This window comes from Streptomyces rhizosphaerihabitans (genome assembly GCF_025399795.1).
Classification (GTDB): domain Bacteria; phylum Actinomycetota; class Actinomycetes; order Streptomycetales; family Streptomycetaceae; genus Streptomyces; species Streptomyces rhizosphaerihabitans.
In genome coordinates this window covers 122,006-137,117 of sequence record NZ_JAODTZ010000004.1, presented here as the reverse complement: position 1 = coordinate 137,117, position 15,112 = coordinate 122,006, and the positions used below count along the sequence as shown (strand labels likewise).

Here is a 15,112-nt window from a genome sequence, read left to right as displayed (position 1 = left end):
AAACGCATCGAACGGCCCGCAGGGGCCGTGTCGCGCGACTGGCATGGGCGGACTGTCGCACTGCCCTTCACGGAGGAGGGTCACGCGCCCCTCTTCGGGTCGCGCAGGCAGACGTGCTCTGAGCCTGGCCGTCCGCCGGCTCGGCTGCCTCAGCTGTTCCCGGTGATCACTGCGATCCCTGTGATGTCGGTGGTGTGAGCCCGTCAGCCCGCGGCTTCCTTGCGGCGCGCCCGGTAGGCGGCCACGTGGAGCCGGTTCCCGCAGGTGCGGCTGTCGCAGTAGCGGCGGGAGCGGTTGCGGGAGAGATCGACGAAGGCCCGTCGGCAGTCCGGGGCCTCGCAGCGGCGCAGCCGCTCGTGCTCTCCGGCGACCACGAAGAAGGCCAGTGCCATCCCGCAGTCGGCCGCGAGGTGGTCGGCGACGGAGGCGCCCGGCGCGAAGTAGTGGACATGCCAGTCGTAGCCGTCGTGGTCCGTCAGCCGAGGCGTGGTGCCGGCTGCGGCGACCAGTTCGTTGATGAGCGAGGCGGCGACACGCGGATCGTCGGCGGCGAAGATCCTGGCGAACAGGCCGCGAACGCCGCGTACGGCCGCGAGATCGCGCTCCGACAGCACGCCGACATCGCTGATCTCGTGCTTTCGCACGAAATCGGCGAGGGACGGCACGTCGGCGAGCCCGTCCGCCGTCTCGTCCTCCGGCGCGGTGTTCACCAGATCCACCACGGCGTCGAGTGCGCACCGGGTGTCGTGGGTGATCAGCACGTTTCGCTCCCTGGCCTGGGGGTCGGGCGAGGGCGCCCGCCCGATGCTGGCCGATGGTAGTGGCTTCCCGGCGCGGCGGAGACGGGCGCGGGGTCGCGGGAGGGGGGAGCCCGCGCCCGGAAGGGTTCCCGGGGCGAGCGGCCGAGATCCCGGGGCGGCCCGGAGGGCGGTGCGGGAGGGGGTGTGCTGCCTGAGCGTGAGTGAGGGGCGGTACGTGCCCGCCGGCGGAGCCGCGTGCTGTGCCCGGCGGCGGGTCAGGTGGGCGGAGGGGTGTCCGGTCAGGGGGCAGGTCAGCGGAGGGGGTGTCCGGCTGTGGGGTCAGGTCGGTGGGCGGAGGTGCCCGGCCGTTGGTGAGGTGGATGGAGGGGGTGTCCGGCTGTGGGGTCACGGCGGACTGGGGTCCCTGGCCGTTGGACAGGCCGGTTGAGGGAGGTGTCCGGCTGTGGGTCAGGTGGGTGGAGTGAGGTGCCCGGCTCTGGGGGCCGGTCGGCGGACCGAGGTGCCGGCCATTGGCCGGGCGGGCGGACGTGCCCGACCTTGGGGCACGTCGGTGGACGCGCACCGGCGCCGCCGCCGCGGACTTTCCGCGACGTCGGCGCCGGTGCCTTCCCTGTGCGATTGTCTGAGCCCGAGCCGTCTCCCCGAGTGGACGGCGCCGGGCGGCTCTGTGTGACGCGTCAGCTCTCGGCCAGGATGTGTGAGAGCTCCGTGTCGAGATCGAAGTGCCGGTGTTCCGTGCCGGGCGGCACGGCTGCGTCCGTTCGCTTCAGGAATGACTCCAGGGCCCTCGCAGGGGCTTCGAGCAGGGCTTCACCCTCCGGAGAGCTCAGGGCGATGCATACGACGCCCTGGCCGTGGCTTCGGGACGGCCAGACTCGGACGTCGCCGGTACCGGTGGGCCGGTGCAGGCCCTCGGCGAGGAGGTCGCGGGCGAACACCCACTCGACGGTTTCCTCGGCTCCGGTGTGGAAGGTGGCGTGCACGGCGTAGGGATCGGCCGTGTCATACCGCAGTCCTGCGGGTACAGGCAGTGAGGACTCGCTCGACACAACGAGGCGCAGGTGCAGCTCGCAGCTGACCGTGGTGTTCATAAGCGCCAGGGCCTTTCGCTCAGTGTGCGCTCGGGGATTCGCACGTCGGCGAAATCGACATGCCACCTACGGTGCCGTTGTAAACCCCTCTGAGTGTTTTGCGTGTCTTTATGTAACTCATCCGGCCGAGGGCGCGTTCTCCGGATAGGGCCATTCCGGTGACTGGTTTCTCTCGGGTAGGGTTTGGTCGTATGAATACGGGGAGTGACGAGCTGGGCGAGGTCGCCATGGCGGACGACGAGGCGAAGAATGAGCGAGCGCTCGGTTCGAGGGCGCCGCAATTCATCAAGGCGCGCCGCGCGCTGCACGTGAGCTGGCAGGTGGGCGTTTTCGTCGTCGGACTCGCGGTGGTCGCCGCCGGCGTGGTCATGCTTCCGCTGCCGGGTCCCGGCTGGCTGGTGATCTTCGGCGGCATGGCGATCTGGGCGACCGAGTTCGTCTGGGCCCAGCTGGTGCTCCGCTGGACGAAGCGCAAGGTCACGGAGGCCACGCAGCGGGCGCTCGACCCCAAGGTCCGGCGTCGCAACATCATCCTCACCACGGTCGGACTCGTGATCGTCGCCGTCCTCGTCGGTGTCTACCTCTGGAAGTTCGGCCTCGCGATGCCGTGGAACATCAACGAATGACAAGCCCGGCTCGGGCTTCCTCCGAGCCGTCTCCGCTGGTCGAAGCCACCCTCTGACATGGGGTAATGTTCTCCCTGCGCCCGGGCGATTAGCTCAGCGGGAGAGCGCTTCGTTCACACCGAAGAGGTCACTGGTTCGAACCCAGTATCGCCCACACATACGACAGACGGCTCCGGCCCACGACACCGTGGACCGGGGCCGTTTTCGTCGTCGCGGGGCCGGGGTGGGCTGGTCGAAGGTCCAGCTCCGGGCTGGGGGGACCGGTCGAGGGGCCGGCACCCGGGGGTGGCGCGTGACACTCGCAGGCTGCTGCCGCCGGCCCCCCAACTGCACAGGCGTAGCCCCTGGCATGCTCAGGGTGAGTGCGTTGTCCCAGGTCTCGGTGATGGGTGCGCCGGCCTGGTCCGGTCCGGCCTTCGGTCCGGGGTGCGAGCATTGCCGCCGGCATCCAGGTCGTGGGAGAGGGTGGCGCGGACCGCCAGGGGCGCCGAAGCCGACGCCGTCGCTTCGGGGACGGGCGCGTGGACCGTCGTCCGGCCTGCGGGCATCGGCGTGGAGTGCGGGCGCCTCTGTGTGGCACGCGGACGTTGGCGTGGGGGCGTGGGCAACTCGGTACGACATGCAGACATTGGCCTGGGGCGCGGATGGCCCGGTGCGGGGTCAGGCGTCGGGGCGCGGCGCACGAGTGCTGCCGTACGGTGGCGGATTCGTGGTCCGGATCTGGGCGGCGCCGACCGGACCGGGGGTGATCCAGGCCGGCGCGCCGACTTGGTTCGTTCCGCCCCGACTTGACCTCCTCCCTCCGGCCGACCCGGATGCAGGTGTGAGCCCACTCGACCTGGGGCTCACGTGGGGCTCACCTGGGGCTGACCTGGGGCCGAGCGGATCTGGGGGATCCCGCCGAGCCCGTCGAGTCGCCCTTGCCTGCATTGAGCCGACGGACTCGAACGGCCTCAGGTCGAGCCGGCGAAGTCGGGCTGACCCGGACGGGGCTGACCCGGGGCCGGGCACCCCGGGCCGAGCGGACCCGGTTCGTCCGTCCCGAGTCCCACCTGACGGTGCCGACTTGGACCGAGGCCGATCGACCAGCCGGACCCGGATGCCGACTTGGGCCGAGCTGTCTGAGACGTCGACGTGCCCCGGATGCCGACTTGGGCCGAGCCGTCCCGGACGCCGACTGTGTCGGGCCGCCTCAGGCCCAGGCCCAGGACCAGACCCCAACCTCAGCAGCCCTCGTCGCAGACCAAAGTGGCTGACCCGGACGCCGACTTGAACCGAGCCACCCCAGACGCAACCAAGAGCGGGGCCCACCCCAAACGCAACCAAGAGCGGGGCCCACCCCGGACACGAACAAGAGTCGGCCCACCCCCAGACACAACCAAGACCGGCCCGCCCCGGACACCGACATGAGCCGTCCCGGAGCCGACCACCCCTCACGCTCTGTTTCCCCGCCCCCGCCAACACCCCGTCAGCACCCCTGAGAGCAGTACATTTTCAGCCGCGCGCCCCTCCCGCCCCGTCGCCCAAAGGACGTTCGACAGGTCGACCGCGTACGCCCGACCTGTGTACTCCCCGCCGTGCGCGCCGGACCGGCCGCGGAGGGCTGCGCGACGGGATCCGAGCGCCGCACACCAATTCCTGTCCGAATCATTGACGCGCCCGGAACCCCTCCGTACCTTGTGCCAGCAAGCGCTTACTTGAAACGATTCATGCAGGCGGCGTCGACGGTGCGGGGAGGCCCGACGGTGGGAAACAACGGGAGTGTCGAGAGGCGGACGGTCCTCAAAGCGGCCGGAGCTTCGCTGGCCACGCTGGGGCTGGCCACGATGGCGGGCTGTGGTGGAGGCAACGGCGGCGCCGGGGACGGGACGGTGACAATCCGTTACGCCTGGTGGGGTGCGGACGAGCGGGCGAAGCGGATCAACCAGTCCATCGCGCTCTTCGAGAAGAAGTATCCGAAGATCAAGGTGCAGACGGACTTCCAGGATTATGTGGCCTTCTGGGAGAAGTTCCAGACCCAGGCCGCAGGCGGAAATCCGCCGGACGTATTCCAGAACGCGGTCGGATTTCTGCGGAAGTACGACAAGCGCGGGATCCTGCTCGACCTCAAGTCCCAGATAGACGCCGGAAATCTCAGTCTGAAAAACTTCCGCGCCGGAGTCGAGAAGGTCGGCCAGGTCGACGGAAAGCAGCTCGGTATTCCCGTCGGATCCAACACCATGTCACTTGTCATCGACGAGAAGGTGTTCGAGAAGGCGGGTGTGAAGCCGAAGCAGGGATGGACCTGGGACGAGTACTTCGCCGCGCTGAAGAAGATTCACGACACCCAGAAGGTGGCGGGCGACACAGGCTACTTCAGCATCATGTACCTGTACGACCTCTACCTCCGGCAGAACGGCAAGGCGTTCTTCACCAAGGACGGACTCGGTTTCGACGAGGCCGATCTGACGGAGTGGTGGACGGACGGCTACAACCGCGTCAAGGCCGGCATCATCACCGATCCCAAGCGGGTCGAGCAGGACAAGCCCAAGTCCTCGCTCTCGGCGGGCCACGCCGCCTCGGAGTTCACGTGGGACAACTTCACGGTCCGTTACACCGCCGAGGGTGACAGCAGTTACGGCCTGGCGCCGATCCCGACGACCGACGGCAAGCAGACCGGCCAGTACCTCGCCTCCCTGATGCTCAGCGCCTCCGCGCACACCAAGCACCCCAAGGAAGCAGCCCAGTTCATCGACTTCATGGTCCACGACCCGGAGGTCGGCAAGATCATGGGCTACGACCGCGGGATCCTCGCCACAACGGAGCAGTTCGACGCGTTCCAGCCGGCCGATGCCCCCAGCAAGGCCATCGCGCAGTACGAGCAGGATGTCGCCGCCGCCGGTGTGCTGGGCACGATCACCCCGCACCCGGCGGGTGCCGACACCGTCGAATCCGCTTTCCTGCGCATCGGCGGTGACATGTCGCAGGGCAGCACCAAAGTCTCCGACGCGGTGAAGCAGTTCTTCTCCGAGGCGAAGACCGCCCTCGCCGCCTGATGGGAACCGCCGTGACGCTCGTCAAGGACTCTCCGCCCGACGCTCCGCGGACGCGCCCCGCGGCCCCCGCCGCCGAAAGGCGTCGGGGGCGCCGGGAGAATCTCGCCGGCTATCTCTTCATGTCGCCGTGGATCGCGGGCTTCCTGCTGCTGACCGCGGGCCCGATGGCAGCATCGCTCTACTTCGCCTTCACCGACTACAACCTCTTCGATTCGCCGCGGTGGATCGGCTTCGACAACTTCACCACCATGTTCGACGATCCCCGGTGGCAGAAGTCGGTCGAGGTGACGGCCAAGTACGTCGTCATCGGCACACCGCTCAAGCTGTTGCTGGCACTCGGGGTGGCCCTGCTCCTCGCGCAGAGCCGTCGCGGCCAGGCTTTCTACCGGGCCGCGTTCTACGCCCCGTCGCTGATCGGCGCGAGCGTCTCGGTCGGCTTCGTCTGGCGTGCGCTGTTCTCCGACGACGCCGTCGTGGACCGTACGCAGTCGTTCCTCGGCTTCCACGCCGGAGGCTGGGTCGGCGACCCGGACTGGGTGCTCTACAGCCTGGTCGCGCTCACCGTCTGGCAGTTCGGCGCCCCCATGGTCATCTTCCTGGCCGGGCTCAAACAGGTACCGAGGGAGCTGTACGAGGCGGCGGAGGTGGACGGCGCGGGACCGCTGCGCAGGTTCTGGAGCATCACGCTGCCGATGATTTCCCCGGTGCTGTTCTTCAACGTGCTCCTGGAGACCATCCACTCGTTCCAGATCTTCGGATCGGCGTACGTGGTCTCCAACACCACCTGCGGTCCGGCCGACGCCACGCTCGTCTACACCTGCTACCTCTACCAAAAGGGCTTCAAGGAGTCCCAGATGGGCTTCGCCTCCGCCATGGCCTGGATGCTGCTGCTCGCCGTCGCGCTGGTGACGGCCGTCCTCTTCTGGTCGCAGAAGCGCTGGGTGCACTACGAGGAGGACGCCCGATGAGCGGCATCACCGGCAAGGCGTTCGGCTCCGGCGCCGCGACCGCCCCGGGACGCGCACGGACGCCGGGACGCAAACGCACCGGGTCGCTCGCCTGGCACGTAGGGGCCCTGCTGGTCCTCGCAGTCGTCCTCTACCCCGTGCTCTGGGTCCTCGGTGCCTCGTTCAAGCCGAGCCGCGAGATCATCGGCAGCCTGGACCTGTTCCCGACCAGCCCGATCCTCGCCAACTTCAAGGGGCTGGCCGACGGCATCGCCGACATCTCGATCGCCACCTTTTTCCAGAACTCCCTCTTCTACGCGCTCGGTTCGGTCGTCGGCATCCTGATCTCCTGCTCGCTGACCGCGTACGCCTTCGCCAAGATCCGGTTCGCCGGACGGAACCTGCTCTTCTCGCTGATGATCGGCACGCTCCTGCTGCCCTATCACGTGCTGCTCATCCCGCAGTATGTGATGTTCCAGAAGCTGGAGCTGGTCAACACCTATGTGCCGCTGCTGATCGGCAAGTACCTGGCCACCGAGGCGTTCTTCGTCTTCCTCATGGTGCAGTTCATGCGGAACCTGCCGCGCGAGCTGGACGAGGCGGCGCGGCTCGACGGCTGCGGGCATCTGCGGATCTACTGGTCGATCGTGCTGCCACTGTGCCGCCCGGCCCTCATCACCAGCGCGATCTTCACCTTCATCAACGCCTGGAACGACTTCATGGGCCCGCTGATCTATCTCAACGAGCCCGGCAAGTACACCGTCTCGCTCGGCATGATGATGTTCCGCGACCAGGAGGGGGTGGCCAACTACGGCGGCATGATCGCGATGTCGCTGGTGGCGCTGCTGCCGGTGCTCCTCTTCTTCCTGGCCTTCCAGCGGTATCTGATCGACGGTATGGCGACGTCGGGATTGAAAGGCTGAGATGACCGTCACCCAGCCGGGATCCCGAGCGGGGGTCCGGACGGCCGCGCGAGGCAGCGCGATGCGGCGGGCCAGGGCGGCCAAGGCCCGCAGGACGCCCCGGGAATCCGTCCTCGCCGAGAGGTTCGCCGTCTTCGCGGAGTGTCTGCTGACCGGTGTGTGGATCGCGGTGGCCTCGCTGCCCCTCGTCACCGTTCCCGCCGCGTTCGCGGCCGGCGCGCGGCATCTGCGCCGACGCACGGCCCATATGGGCGGCGGTTGGCGGGAGTTCATGGCCGACTTCCGGGCGGCCGTACGGGGCGGCTGGCTCGTCGGAGTCGCCGGATGGGCCGGGGCGGCGGCGGTCTGGGTGGACGTCCAGGCCGTGCGCGCCGGAATACCGGGTGGTCCCCTCGTGGGCGCCGTCGGGCTCTTCGCGCTGATCGGGGGAGCCGTCGCGGGACTGCGCGCGGCCGCGGTCTGGGAGCCGGGGTCGGCCTGGCGCGAACTGCTCGCGGATGCCGGGCGCCGTACCGTCCTCGATCCCGCCGGGTCCTTCCTGCTCGTCGGCGGGCTCGTCATGGTGGTCTGCTCCGCCTTGCTCGTCGCGCCGTTGGCGGTACCCGTCCTCGGGGCCGTGGCCGCGGCGGCCGTCGCCGTGGAGGAGCGCCGGCGCCGCCGCTGAGTCCGCACGCCCACAGGCCGGAGCACCGAGCGCCCGGCCCAGCTCCGTCATGCCCCTGACCATCCCGTAAGGAAAGGAAAGGCCATGTCTCCCATCCCTCGCAGGTCCCTTCTCAAGGCGGCCGCCGTCGCCGGGGCCGCCGCGCAGTTCAGCTGGGCCCTCGGAGCCACGAACGCGCAGGCCGCCCCGAGAACCGCGGCCGCCGACGCGGACCCGGTGCCCCTGGACTGGCTGGAGGACGGCGGCCTCGGCGCCGCCCCCGGTTCCACCGTCGGCGTTCCCTGGCCGAGGGGGACCTACCAGCAGGACCAGACGTTCGCGCTGACGGACGCCGACGGCGACGCCGTCCCCGTGCAGTCCTGGCCGATCGCCTACTGGCCGGACGGCTCCCTCAAGTGGACAGCGCACGCGGTGAGCTCGGACGCGGGCAAGCTCACGCTGACCGCGGGCGAACCCGCCGCGCCGGAGCGGAAGGTCACCGTCGACAAGAGCGGCGGCACCATCGACATATCGACCGGGGTCATCACCGCGAAGATCGGCAAGAGCGGCTCCACGCTGGTCAAGTCCGTGACGCGCGGGACGACCGAGATCGCCAGGAACGGGCGCCTCGTCCTCATCCGCCAGCCGGAGATCGAGGACGAGGACCAGGGAGCCGAGAAGTTCGAGCGCTTCGAGAGCGCGATCTCCGAGGTCGAGGTCGAACAGGAGGGCCCGGTGCGGGCTGTCGTCCGCATCGACGGCAAGCACCGCAAGGGCGAACGGAGTTGGCTGCCGTTCTCGGTCCGCCTGTACTTCTACGCGGGCGCCGACTCCTTCCGTATGGTGCACACGATCACCTTCGACGGGAAGCAGGAGCCCGGGAAGAGCAGCGGCGACTTCGTCCGCGGGCTCGGCGTCCGCTTCACCGTGCCGATGCGGGACGCCGCCTACGACCGGCACATCCGGATCGGCGGCGACGGCACCGGCCTGCTCCGCGAAGCCGTCAAGGGCATCACCGGGCTGCGCCGCGACCCCGGAGCCGCGGTCCAGGCCGCCCAGTTCGCGGGCGAGAAGCTCGCCGACCCGTCCACCTGGGACCAACGGGTCACCACCCGGCTCCAGTACATCCCCGAGTGGGGCGACTACACCCTCTCCCAGCTCTCCGCCGACGGCTTCACCCTGCGCAAGCGCACCAAGAAGGGATACGGCTGGATCGGCGCCGGCGGCGGCCGTCGCGCCTCCGGCTTCGGCTACGTCGGCGGGCCGAGCGGCGGATTCTCCTTCGGGCTGCGGGACTTCTGGGAGAAGTTCCCCGCCCAGCTCGACATCCGGGACGCCCACACCGACGAGGCCGAGGTCACCCTCTGGCTCTGGTCGCCCGAGGCGCGGCCCATGGACCTGCGCTTCTACCACGACGGCATGGGCCAGGACACGTACGCCGAACAGCTCGAAGGCCTCAACATCACCTACGAGGACTACGAGCCGGGCTTCGGCACCCCCTACGGCATCGCCCGCACGTCCGAACTGCTCTTCTGGGCCAACGAGTCGACACCCACGCCCGAGAAACTCGCCGAACAGGTCGACGCCGTACGCGTGTTGCCGCAGCTCGCCGCCCCGCCCAAGCAACTGATCAAGGCGCAGGTCTTCGGCCCCGGTCTCTACGCGGAGCCCGACCGGTCCACACCCGCCAAGGCGAAGATCGAGGATCACCTCGACTTCCTCTTCACCTATTACAAGGACCAGGTGGAGATGCGCCGTTGGTACGGCTTCTGGGACTACGGCGACATCATGCACTCGTACGACCCGGTCCGGCACCAGTGGCGCTACGACATCGGCGGCTACGCCTGGGACAACTCCGAGCTGTCGCCGGACCTCTGGCTGTGGTTCGCGTATCTCCGCAGCGGCCGCGCGGACATCTTCCGCTTCGCCGAGGCGATGACCCGGCACACCGGCGAGGTCGACGTCTACCACCTCGGCCAGTGGGCGGGTCTCGGCACCCGGCACGGGGTGCAGCACTACGCCGACAGCGCCAAACAACAGCGCATCGCCAACACCACCTACCGGCGCTACTACTACTTCCTCACCGCCGACGAACGGGTCGGCGACCTCATGCACGCCAACGTCGACTCCGACGAGACCTTCCTCGTCCTCGACCCGATCCGCAAGATCCGCACCGAGCCGTACACGCCGGACCGGCACGCGCTGTCGATCGGCTTCGGCACGGACTGGAGCGGGCTCGTCTCCGCTTGGCTGACCGAGTGGGAACGCAAGGGCCCCAAGTGGGAGAAGGCCAAGGCGCGCGTGCTGTCGACGATGGAGACCATCGCCGCGCAGCCCAACGGATTCGTCCAGGGCACCGGTCTGTACGACCTCGACACCGGCCGGTTCGCCGTCGCCACGGAGCCCGTGGTCGGCGTCTCGCACCTCTCCGCGGTCTTCGGCCTGAACGAACTGTGCGCCGAGCTCATCGATCTCGTCGACCTGCCCGCCTTCAAGGAGGCGTACCTCGACTACTGCCGCTACTTCAACGCCACCAAGGCCGAGCAGGCGGCCCGTTACGGCACCAACTTCGGCACCCTGCTGCTCTTCCAGGGCCACTCACGTCTCGACGCGTACGCCGCCGTGCAGACCGGCGACGCGGCCCTCGCCACCCGCGCCTGGGCGAAGTTCTACAGCTCCGACGGCTACACCGAGTCCTCGCCCTGGAAGACGGAGAAGCTGAGCGGTCCGGTCACGCTGGTGCCGGGCAGCGAGGCCAACTGGGTCTACACGAACGACACGGCGCTCTACGGCCTCGCCGCCATCGAGAACCTGGCACTCCTCGGTGACAGGATGCCTTCGTGACCGCTCCCGTGTGACCGGTCCCTAGTCCATCCTCCCCAGCACCTCCCGCACCCGCCGCGCGTCGCGGATCCGCTGTTCGTACGTGGCACCCAGCGTGATCAGCAGCAGACCGGCGAGTGCGGGAGGCGTCCAACGGGGGAGCGCGTCCACCACCTGCACGATGTACGGGGCGAGTTCGTGCAGGGCGTCCAGGACGAGCACGGTGCCGCCCAGCACCAGCGGAGCCTGCAGGCGGTGCCGGGCACCCAGCAGGGTGACGGCGAGCGCCGCCGCGCCCAGCAGCAGCGGACGCGACCAGTGCGCGTCGCCCCAAGCCGCGAACAGGCTCGGCACGAGCGTCACGGACAGGCCCGGCGCGTACGCGGTCCACGACGACACCGTCGTGTCCGCGCGGCGCCTGAACGTGCCCACGAGCAGGGCCGGAGCGGTCACCGGCAGTGTGTACGCCTCCGGGGAGCCGACTCCCCAGGCCGCCAGGCGCACCCAGGCGGCCAGGACGAACAGGGCCCCGGCCGCGTATCCGACGGCGCGCCGGTCCTCCCGTACGGCCGTGCCGGCGGCGATCACTCCGCACAGGGCCAGGACCGTGGCGAGCACGGCCGGTTCGGTCACCGTGAGTGCGATGGCGAGCAGCCCCGCGAGGGCACCGGTGACCTCGATCGACACGGTCGTCGCTCCGTCCTCGACGCGCGCGGCCAGCAGGGCCGCGGTCACGGGCACGATCAGCACGAGGAGCGCGGTGTGCTGGGGCTGCAGGCCGAGGGAGGCGCCCGCCGCACAGGCGAGGGCCGTCGCGTATCCGAGGGCCGCGGGTGCCGCTACCGGGCCGAGGCCGGGCCGCGGGGCGGCCGCCGCGAACAGGACGGCCAGTGCGGCGAGCACGGCCAGGGTCGCGGTCTCGGAGGCCAGTGCGAGGAACGCGAGGCTGAGGGAGGTGAGGAGGGCGAGCACCGGCGCGGTGACCGAGGGGTGCGCCCGACGGGCGGACACGAGCAGCGCCAGCGTGGTGAGCCCGTGCACCGACAGCCCTGCCACGTAAGGGAGTTCGAGGGCAGCCGGGAGGACGAACACCGTCGCCCACGTCAGTGTCAGCGCGCAGGCCAGGGCGTGCGAACGCCACGCGGCGGCGCGGACGGCCGGCACCAGGACCGCGGCGACGAGCGCGAGGACGAGGGGTGCCGTGACGGCGTCCGAGGGCCAGGGCAGGCCGCCCGTCACCGCGTCCCGCGCGTTCGCCGGAGCACCGGACCAGACCGAGCCCGCCCGGCCGACCGGTCCCAGCAGGGTGATCACGACCACGGGCAGTGCCCATGCCACGGCGAGGGCTCCCACGCAGCCGGAGGCCAGGGCGAGCCCACGGCGTACGGGTGCCGGAAGTCCCGGCCTCGCGACGGCCAACAGAGCGATCCCGCACGCCAGATGACCGGGAACCGTCCACTCGCCCGGAAGGCACGTGCGCAGCACACCGCCGAAGGCGACGACGGTGATCAGGCCCCCGGCCGTCGCGGTGCCCGTCGCGACGCCCGGCTTCGGGGTGCCCCACGCCGCTGTCAGCGCGATCGACGCGGCAAGGAGGAGGAGCGCCGCCGCACGGGCGGCGGCGCTCGGGCCGACGGCCGTCCAGGACAGCCAGCCGGCGGCGAGGGTGCCCCAGCCGCCCAGACCGTAGGCCCCGGCGGCGGCGACGACGCGGACGGACTTCAGGGGCGTGCGGAGCGCGAGCACCGCGTCGAAGGCCGCCGTGACCAGCAGGGCGGCCGTGACGGCGTGCGCACCCGCGACGGTGGCCACCGCCCAGAGGAGCAGCGGCAGCTGTGCGGCGACCACGGCGGCGGGCAGCGGCAGCCGCAGCGACGGACGGACAGCGGGGGTGGCCCGCTGCCGACCGGCACCGCTGCTGGTGCCGGAGCCCATTCCGGTGCCGGTAGCGGTGTCGATGTCGGTGTCGGCGCTGATGTCGCGGTCCGGGCGGGAGTCCGGGGCGGCTTCCCGCGGTCCCGTCCCGCTCGTGGCCGGGTGCTCTCCCGTGCCCGCGACGGACGGCTCCGAGGTGCCCGGGATGCCCGGGATGCCCGAGGCGGCTGCGGTGGCCGTCCGCGGTTCAGGCGTCCGGCGCGGCGCGCCCATCGCGAGTTCGTACGCCGCCCACACCGCGGCCAGCACCGCCGACGCGAGCGCCGCGTAGGCCACGCCGTCCGTGCGGGGGAGCGCGACGGCGTACAGCGCGTACGCGTCCAGGACCGTCAGCGCGAGACCGAGCCCCGCGAGCGATTCGGCGGTCGAGCGCAGCCCGCGCCGCAGCAGGGGCACCGGCGCGCCCAGCGTGGCCAGCGTCACCGCGCCGAGCACCAGCGACCGCCCCGTGATCCCCAAGTGTCCCCAGCCGACGAGGGTGAACGCGACGGCGGCAACGGTCAGCAGGATGCCGCCCAGGAGCAGCAGCGCGTTCTGCACACCGGGTGCGGTGGTCTCCGGCCGGAGGGCCGGGAATGCGGGGGGTGCGGACCGTGCGGGCGGCGGCTGGAGCGCGCGGACCAGCCAGGCGCGTCGGGTCAGCAGCACGGCCCGGCGCGCGTCGAGTCGGCGCAGCTCGCTGTCGAGGAGCCGCAACTCCTCGGCCGGGGACGGGATCTGGGACATACACCGGAGTGTGGTGCCGGTCACGTCTTCGGGCATGAGTGCGCGTACTCACGCCGTACTCAGATCGGCGGACGGGCACGGCCGGTACATCCGCTGCGTCGGGGCGCGGCCGGTACATCCGGTACGGCGGTGGGCACACTCGGTCCATGGACTGGAGCCACTACCGTTTTCACAGTGTGTGGGAGCTGCCCGCGCGGCCGGCGGACGTGTACGCGGTTCTGGAGCGGGCCGAGAACTACCCGCGCTGGTGGCCCCAGGTGCGCGAGGTGACCCCCGTCGACGACCGCAGCGGCGTCATCCGGATCCGTTCGGTCCTGCCGTACGACATCACCATCACCGCCCGCGCGGCGCGCCGGGACCCGGCGGCCGGCGTCCTGGAGATGGCGATGTCCGGCGACCTGGAGGGCTGGGCGCGCTGGACCTTCGACGCCGCCGGCCCGGGAACCCGCGCCCGCTACGACCAGGAAGTGCGTGTGACCACGCCGCTGCTGCGGCGGCTCGCCGTGCCGGGGCGCCCCTTCTTCCGAGCCAACCACGCCCTGATGATGCGCGCGGGACGGCGCGGACTGAGGGCCTATCTCGAAGCGGTTTGAACCCCACCCGCCGGGACCTGTATTGTTCAGTCCGTTCCCGGGCGATTAGCTCAGTGGGAGAGCGCTTCGTTCACACCGAAGAGGTCACTGGTTCGAACCCAGTATCGCCCACCCGGAGAAGACCGGTCCGTCATCGACGGACCGGTTTTTCGTTGTGCTCGCGGGCATCGTGCCCGGTCAGGCCGCCGCCGGCAGATCCGGGCGCAGTGGCCAGGCCGGATCCACCACCTCCGGTGCACCGCTGCGCGCGAACCAGGCCTGCAGCCCGCGCGCCTGTGCCGCGTGCCACACCGCCTGGAGCGTGTGCAGTTCGGACGGCGACAGCCGCTCCAGACGGGCCGAGAAACGACGCCCCACCGCACGGACGACCTCCATCGAGGCCAGCGCGTCGGCCGCCGCGTCGTGCGCGCCCTCCAGCACCACGTCGTAGTGCGCGCACAGATCAGTCAGGGTGCGGCGACCCTTGCGGTAGCGGTCCAGATGCTTGTCGAGGACTCGGGGGTCGAGCACGCGCAGCGAAGTCGCCTCGAACCAGTGGTCGAGGGACGAGGCGCGATGCCTGCGCAACTCCCGGTCCAGCAGCGTCAGATCGAACGGGGCGTTCATCACCACCAGCGGCCGGCCGGCCGCGGCCTGTTCACTCAGCTCTCGGGCTATCTCCTCCATCACGGGCGACGGCCAGCGGCCGTTGCGCTGCAGATGTTCGTCCGTGAGCCCGTGCACCGCCGTCGCCCCAGCGGGCACCGGCACTCCCGGGTTCACCAGCCATCGGGTCACCCGCGGACGGGAACCCGGGGCGTCCTGGACGACGACGGCGGCCGACACGATCCTGTCGGTCTCGACGTCCACGCCCGTGGTCTCCGTGTCGAACGCGGCCAAAGGGCCCTCGTACCAGCACGTCATACGTACACAACTCCTCGTTCACCCACGGCAGCTGACGCACCGTCTTCTGCCTGTTTGGTGATACCCGGGCTGTTTGCGCCGTACGCCGGTAGGAGACAACAGAGGT

11 protein-coding genes and 2 tRNA genes are annotated in these 15,112 nt (G+C 70.4%); 9 read left to right on the top strand and 4 right to left on the bottom strand.

Translation table 11 applies throughout. The features are described from left to right. Window positions 1-203: 203 nt before the first annotated feature. Together N4G66_RS05545 and N4G66_RS05540 are read right to left on the bottom strand one after the other, a co-directional pair. Window positions 204-761 carry a CGNR zinc finger domain-containing protein gene (locus tag N4G66_RS05545; protein ID WP_261702810.1) on the bottom strand — a complete coding sequence of 186 codons (558 nt, stop codon included), beginning with the start codon at window positions 759-761 and terminating at the stop codon, window positions 204-206. Between the two features lie 677 nt (window positions 762-1,438). Further along, window positions 1,439-1,852: an SsgA family sporulation/cell division regulator gene (locus N4G66_RS05540; RefSeq protein ID WP_003959770.1), complete on the bottom strand. Its 414-nt coding sequence runs from the start codon at window positions 1,850-1,852 to the stop codon at window positions 1,439-1,441. A gap of 191 nt (window positions 1,853-2,043) precedes the next feature. Between N4G66_RS05540 and N4G66_RS05535 the strand changes: the two genes are divergently transcribed. The 7 genes from N4G66_RS05535 (at window position 2,044) to N4G66_RS05505 (ending at window position 10,870) form a co-directional block, all read left to right on the top strand. Next, window positions 2,044-2,478, top strand: coding sequence for a TIGR02611 family protein (locus N4G66_RS05535; protein WP_261702809.1), 435 nt, complete (start codon window positions 2,044-2,046; stop codon window positions 2,476-2,478). Between the two features lie 82 nt (window positions 2,479-2,560). Further along, window positions 2,561-2,632, top strand: a tRNA-Val gene (locus tag N4G66_RS05530). 1,591 nt (window positions 2,633-4,223) lie between these two features. Beyond that, window positions 4,224-5,513: an ABC transporter substrate-binding protein gene (locus N4G66_RS05525; RefSeq protein WP_261702808.1), complete on the top strand. Its 1,290-nt coding sequence runs from the start codon at window positions 4,224-4,226 to the stop codon at window positions 5,511-5,513. Next, window positions 5,513-6,481 carry a carbohydrate ABC transporter permease gene (locus N4G66_RS05520; RefSeq protein ID WP_261702807.1) on the top strand — a complete coding sequence of 323 codons (969 nt, stop codon included), beginning with the start codon at window positions 5,513-5,515 and terminating at the stop codon, window positions 6,479-6,481. Before N4G66_RS05525 ends, N4G66_RS05520 begins: the two co-directional genes overlap by 1 nt. After that, complete coding sequence (locus tag N4G66_RS05515) at window positions 6,478-7,383, top strand: carbohydrate ABC transporter permease (protein ID WP_391858759.1); 906 nt, start codon at window positions 6,478-6,480, stop codon at window positions 7,381-7,383. Before N4G66_RS05520 ends, N4G66_RS05515 begins: the two co-directional genes overlap by 4 nt. Window positions 7,384-7,444: 61 nt before the next feature. Then, a complete protein-coding gene (locus N4G66_RS05510; RefSeq protein ID WP_261702961.1) occupies window positions 7,445-8,047 on the top strand; it encodes a hypothetical protein in 603 nt (200 codons plus the stop codon). A gap of 84 nt (window positions 8,048-8,131) precedes the next feature. Further along, entirely contained in the window at window positions 8,132-10,870 is a 2,739-nt protein-coding gene (locus N4G66_RS05505) for an exo-rhamnogalacturonan lyase family protein (RefSeq protein ID WP_261702806.1), read from the top strand. 21 nt (window positions 10,871-10,891) lie between these two features. Here the strand turns inward: N4G66_RS05505 and N4G66_RS05500 are convergent, their stop codons facing one another. Continuing rightward, window positions 10,892-13,510, bottom strand: coding sequence for an SCO7613 C-terminal domain-containing membrane protein (locus N4G66_RS05500; protein ID WP_261702805.1), 2,619 nt, complete (start codon window positions 13,508-13,510; stop codon window positions 10,892-10,894). Window positions 13,511-13,656: 146 nt separating this feature from the next. Here N4G66_RS05500 and N4G66_RS05495 point away from each other — a divergent pair, with 146 nt between their 5' ends. Then, complete coding sequence (locus N4G66_RS05495) at window positions 13,657-14,103, top strand: SRPBCC family protein (RefSeq protein ID WP_261702804.1); 447 nt, start codon at window positions 13,657-13,659, stop codon at window positions 14,101-14,103. Window positions 14,104-14,142: 39 nt separating this feature from the next. Then, window positions 14,143-14,214: transfer RNA gene (locus N4G66_RS05490), tRNA-Val, on the top strand. Window positions 14,215-14,280: 66 nt separating this feature from the next. Here the strand turns inward: N4G66_RS05490 and N4G66_RS05485 are convergent. Beyond that, window positions 14,281-15,006: a 3'-5' exonuclease gene (locus tag N4G66_RS05485; protein WP_261702803.1), complete on the bottom strand. Its 726-nt coding sequence runs from the start codon at window positions 15,004-15,006 to the stop codon at window positions 14,281-14,283. Window positions 15,007-15,112 lie beyond the last annotated feature (106 nt).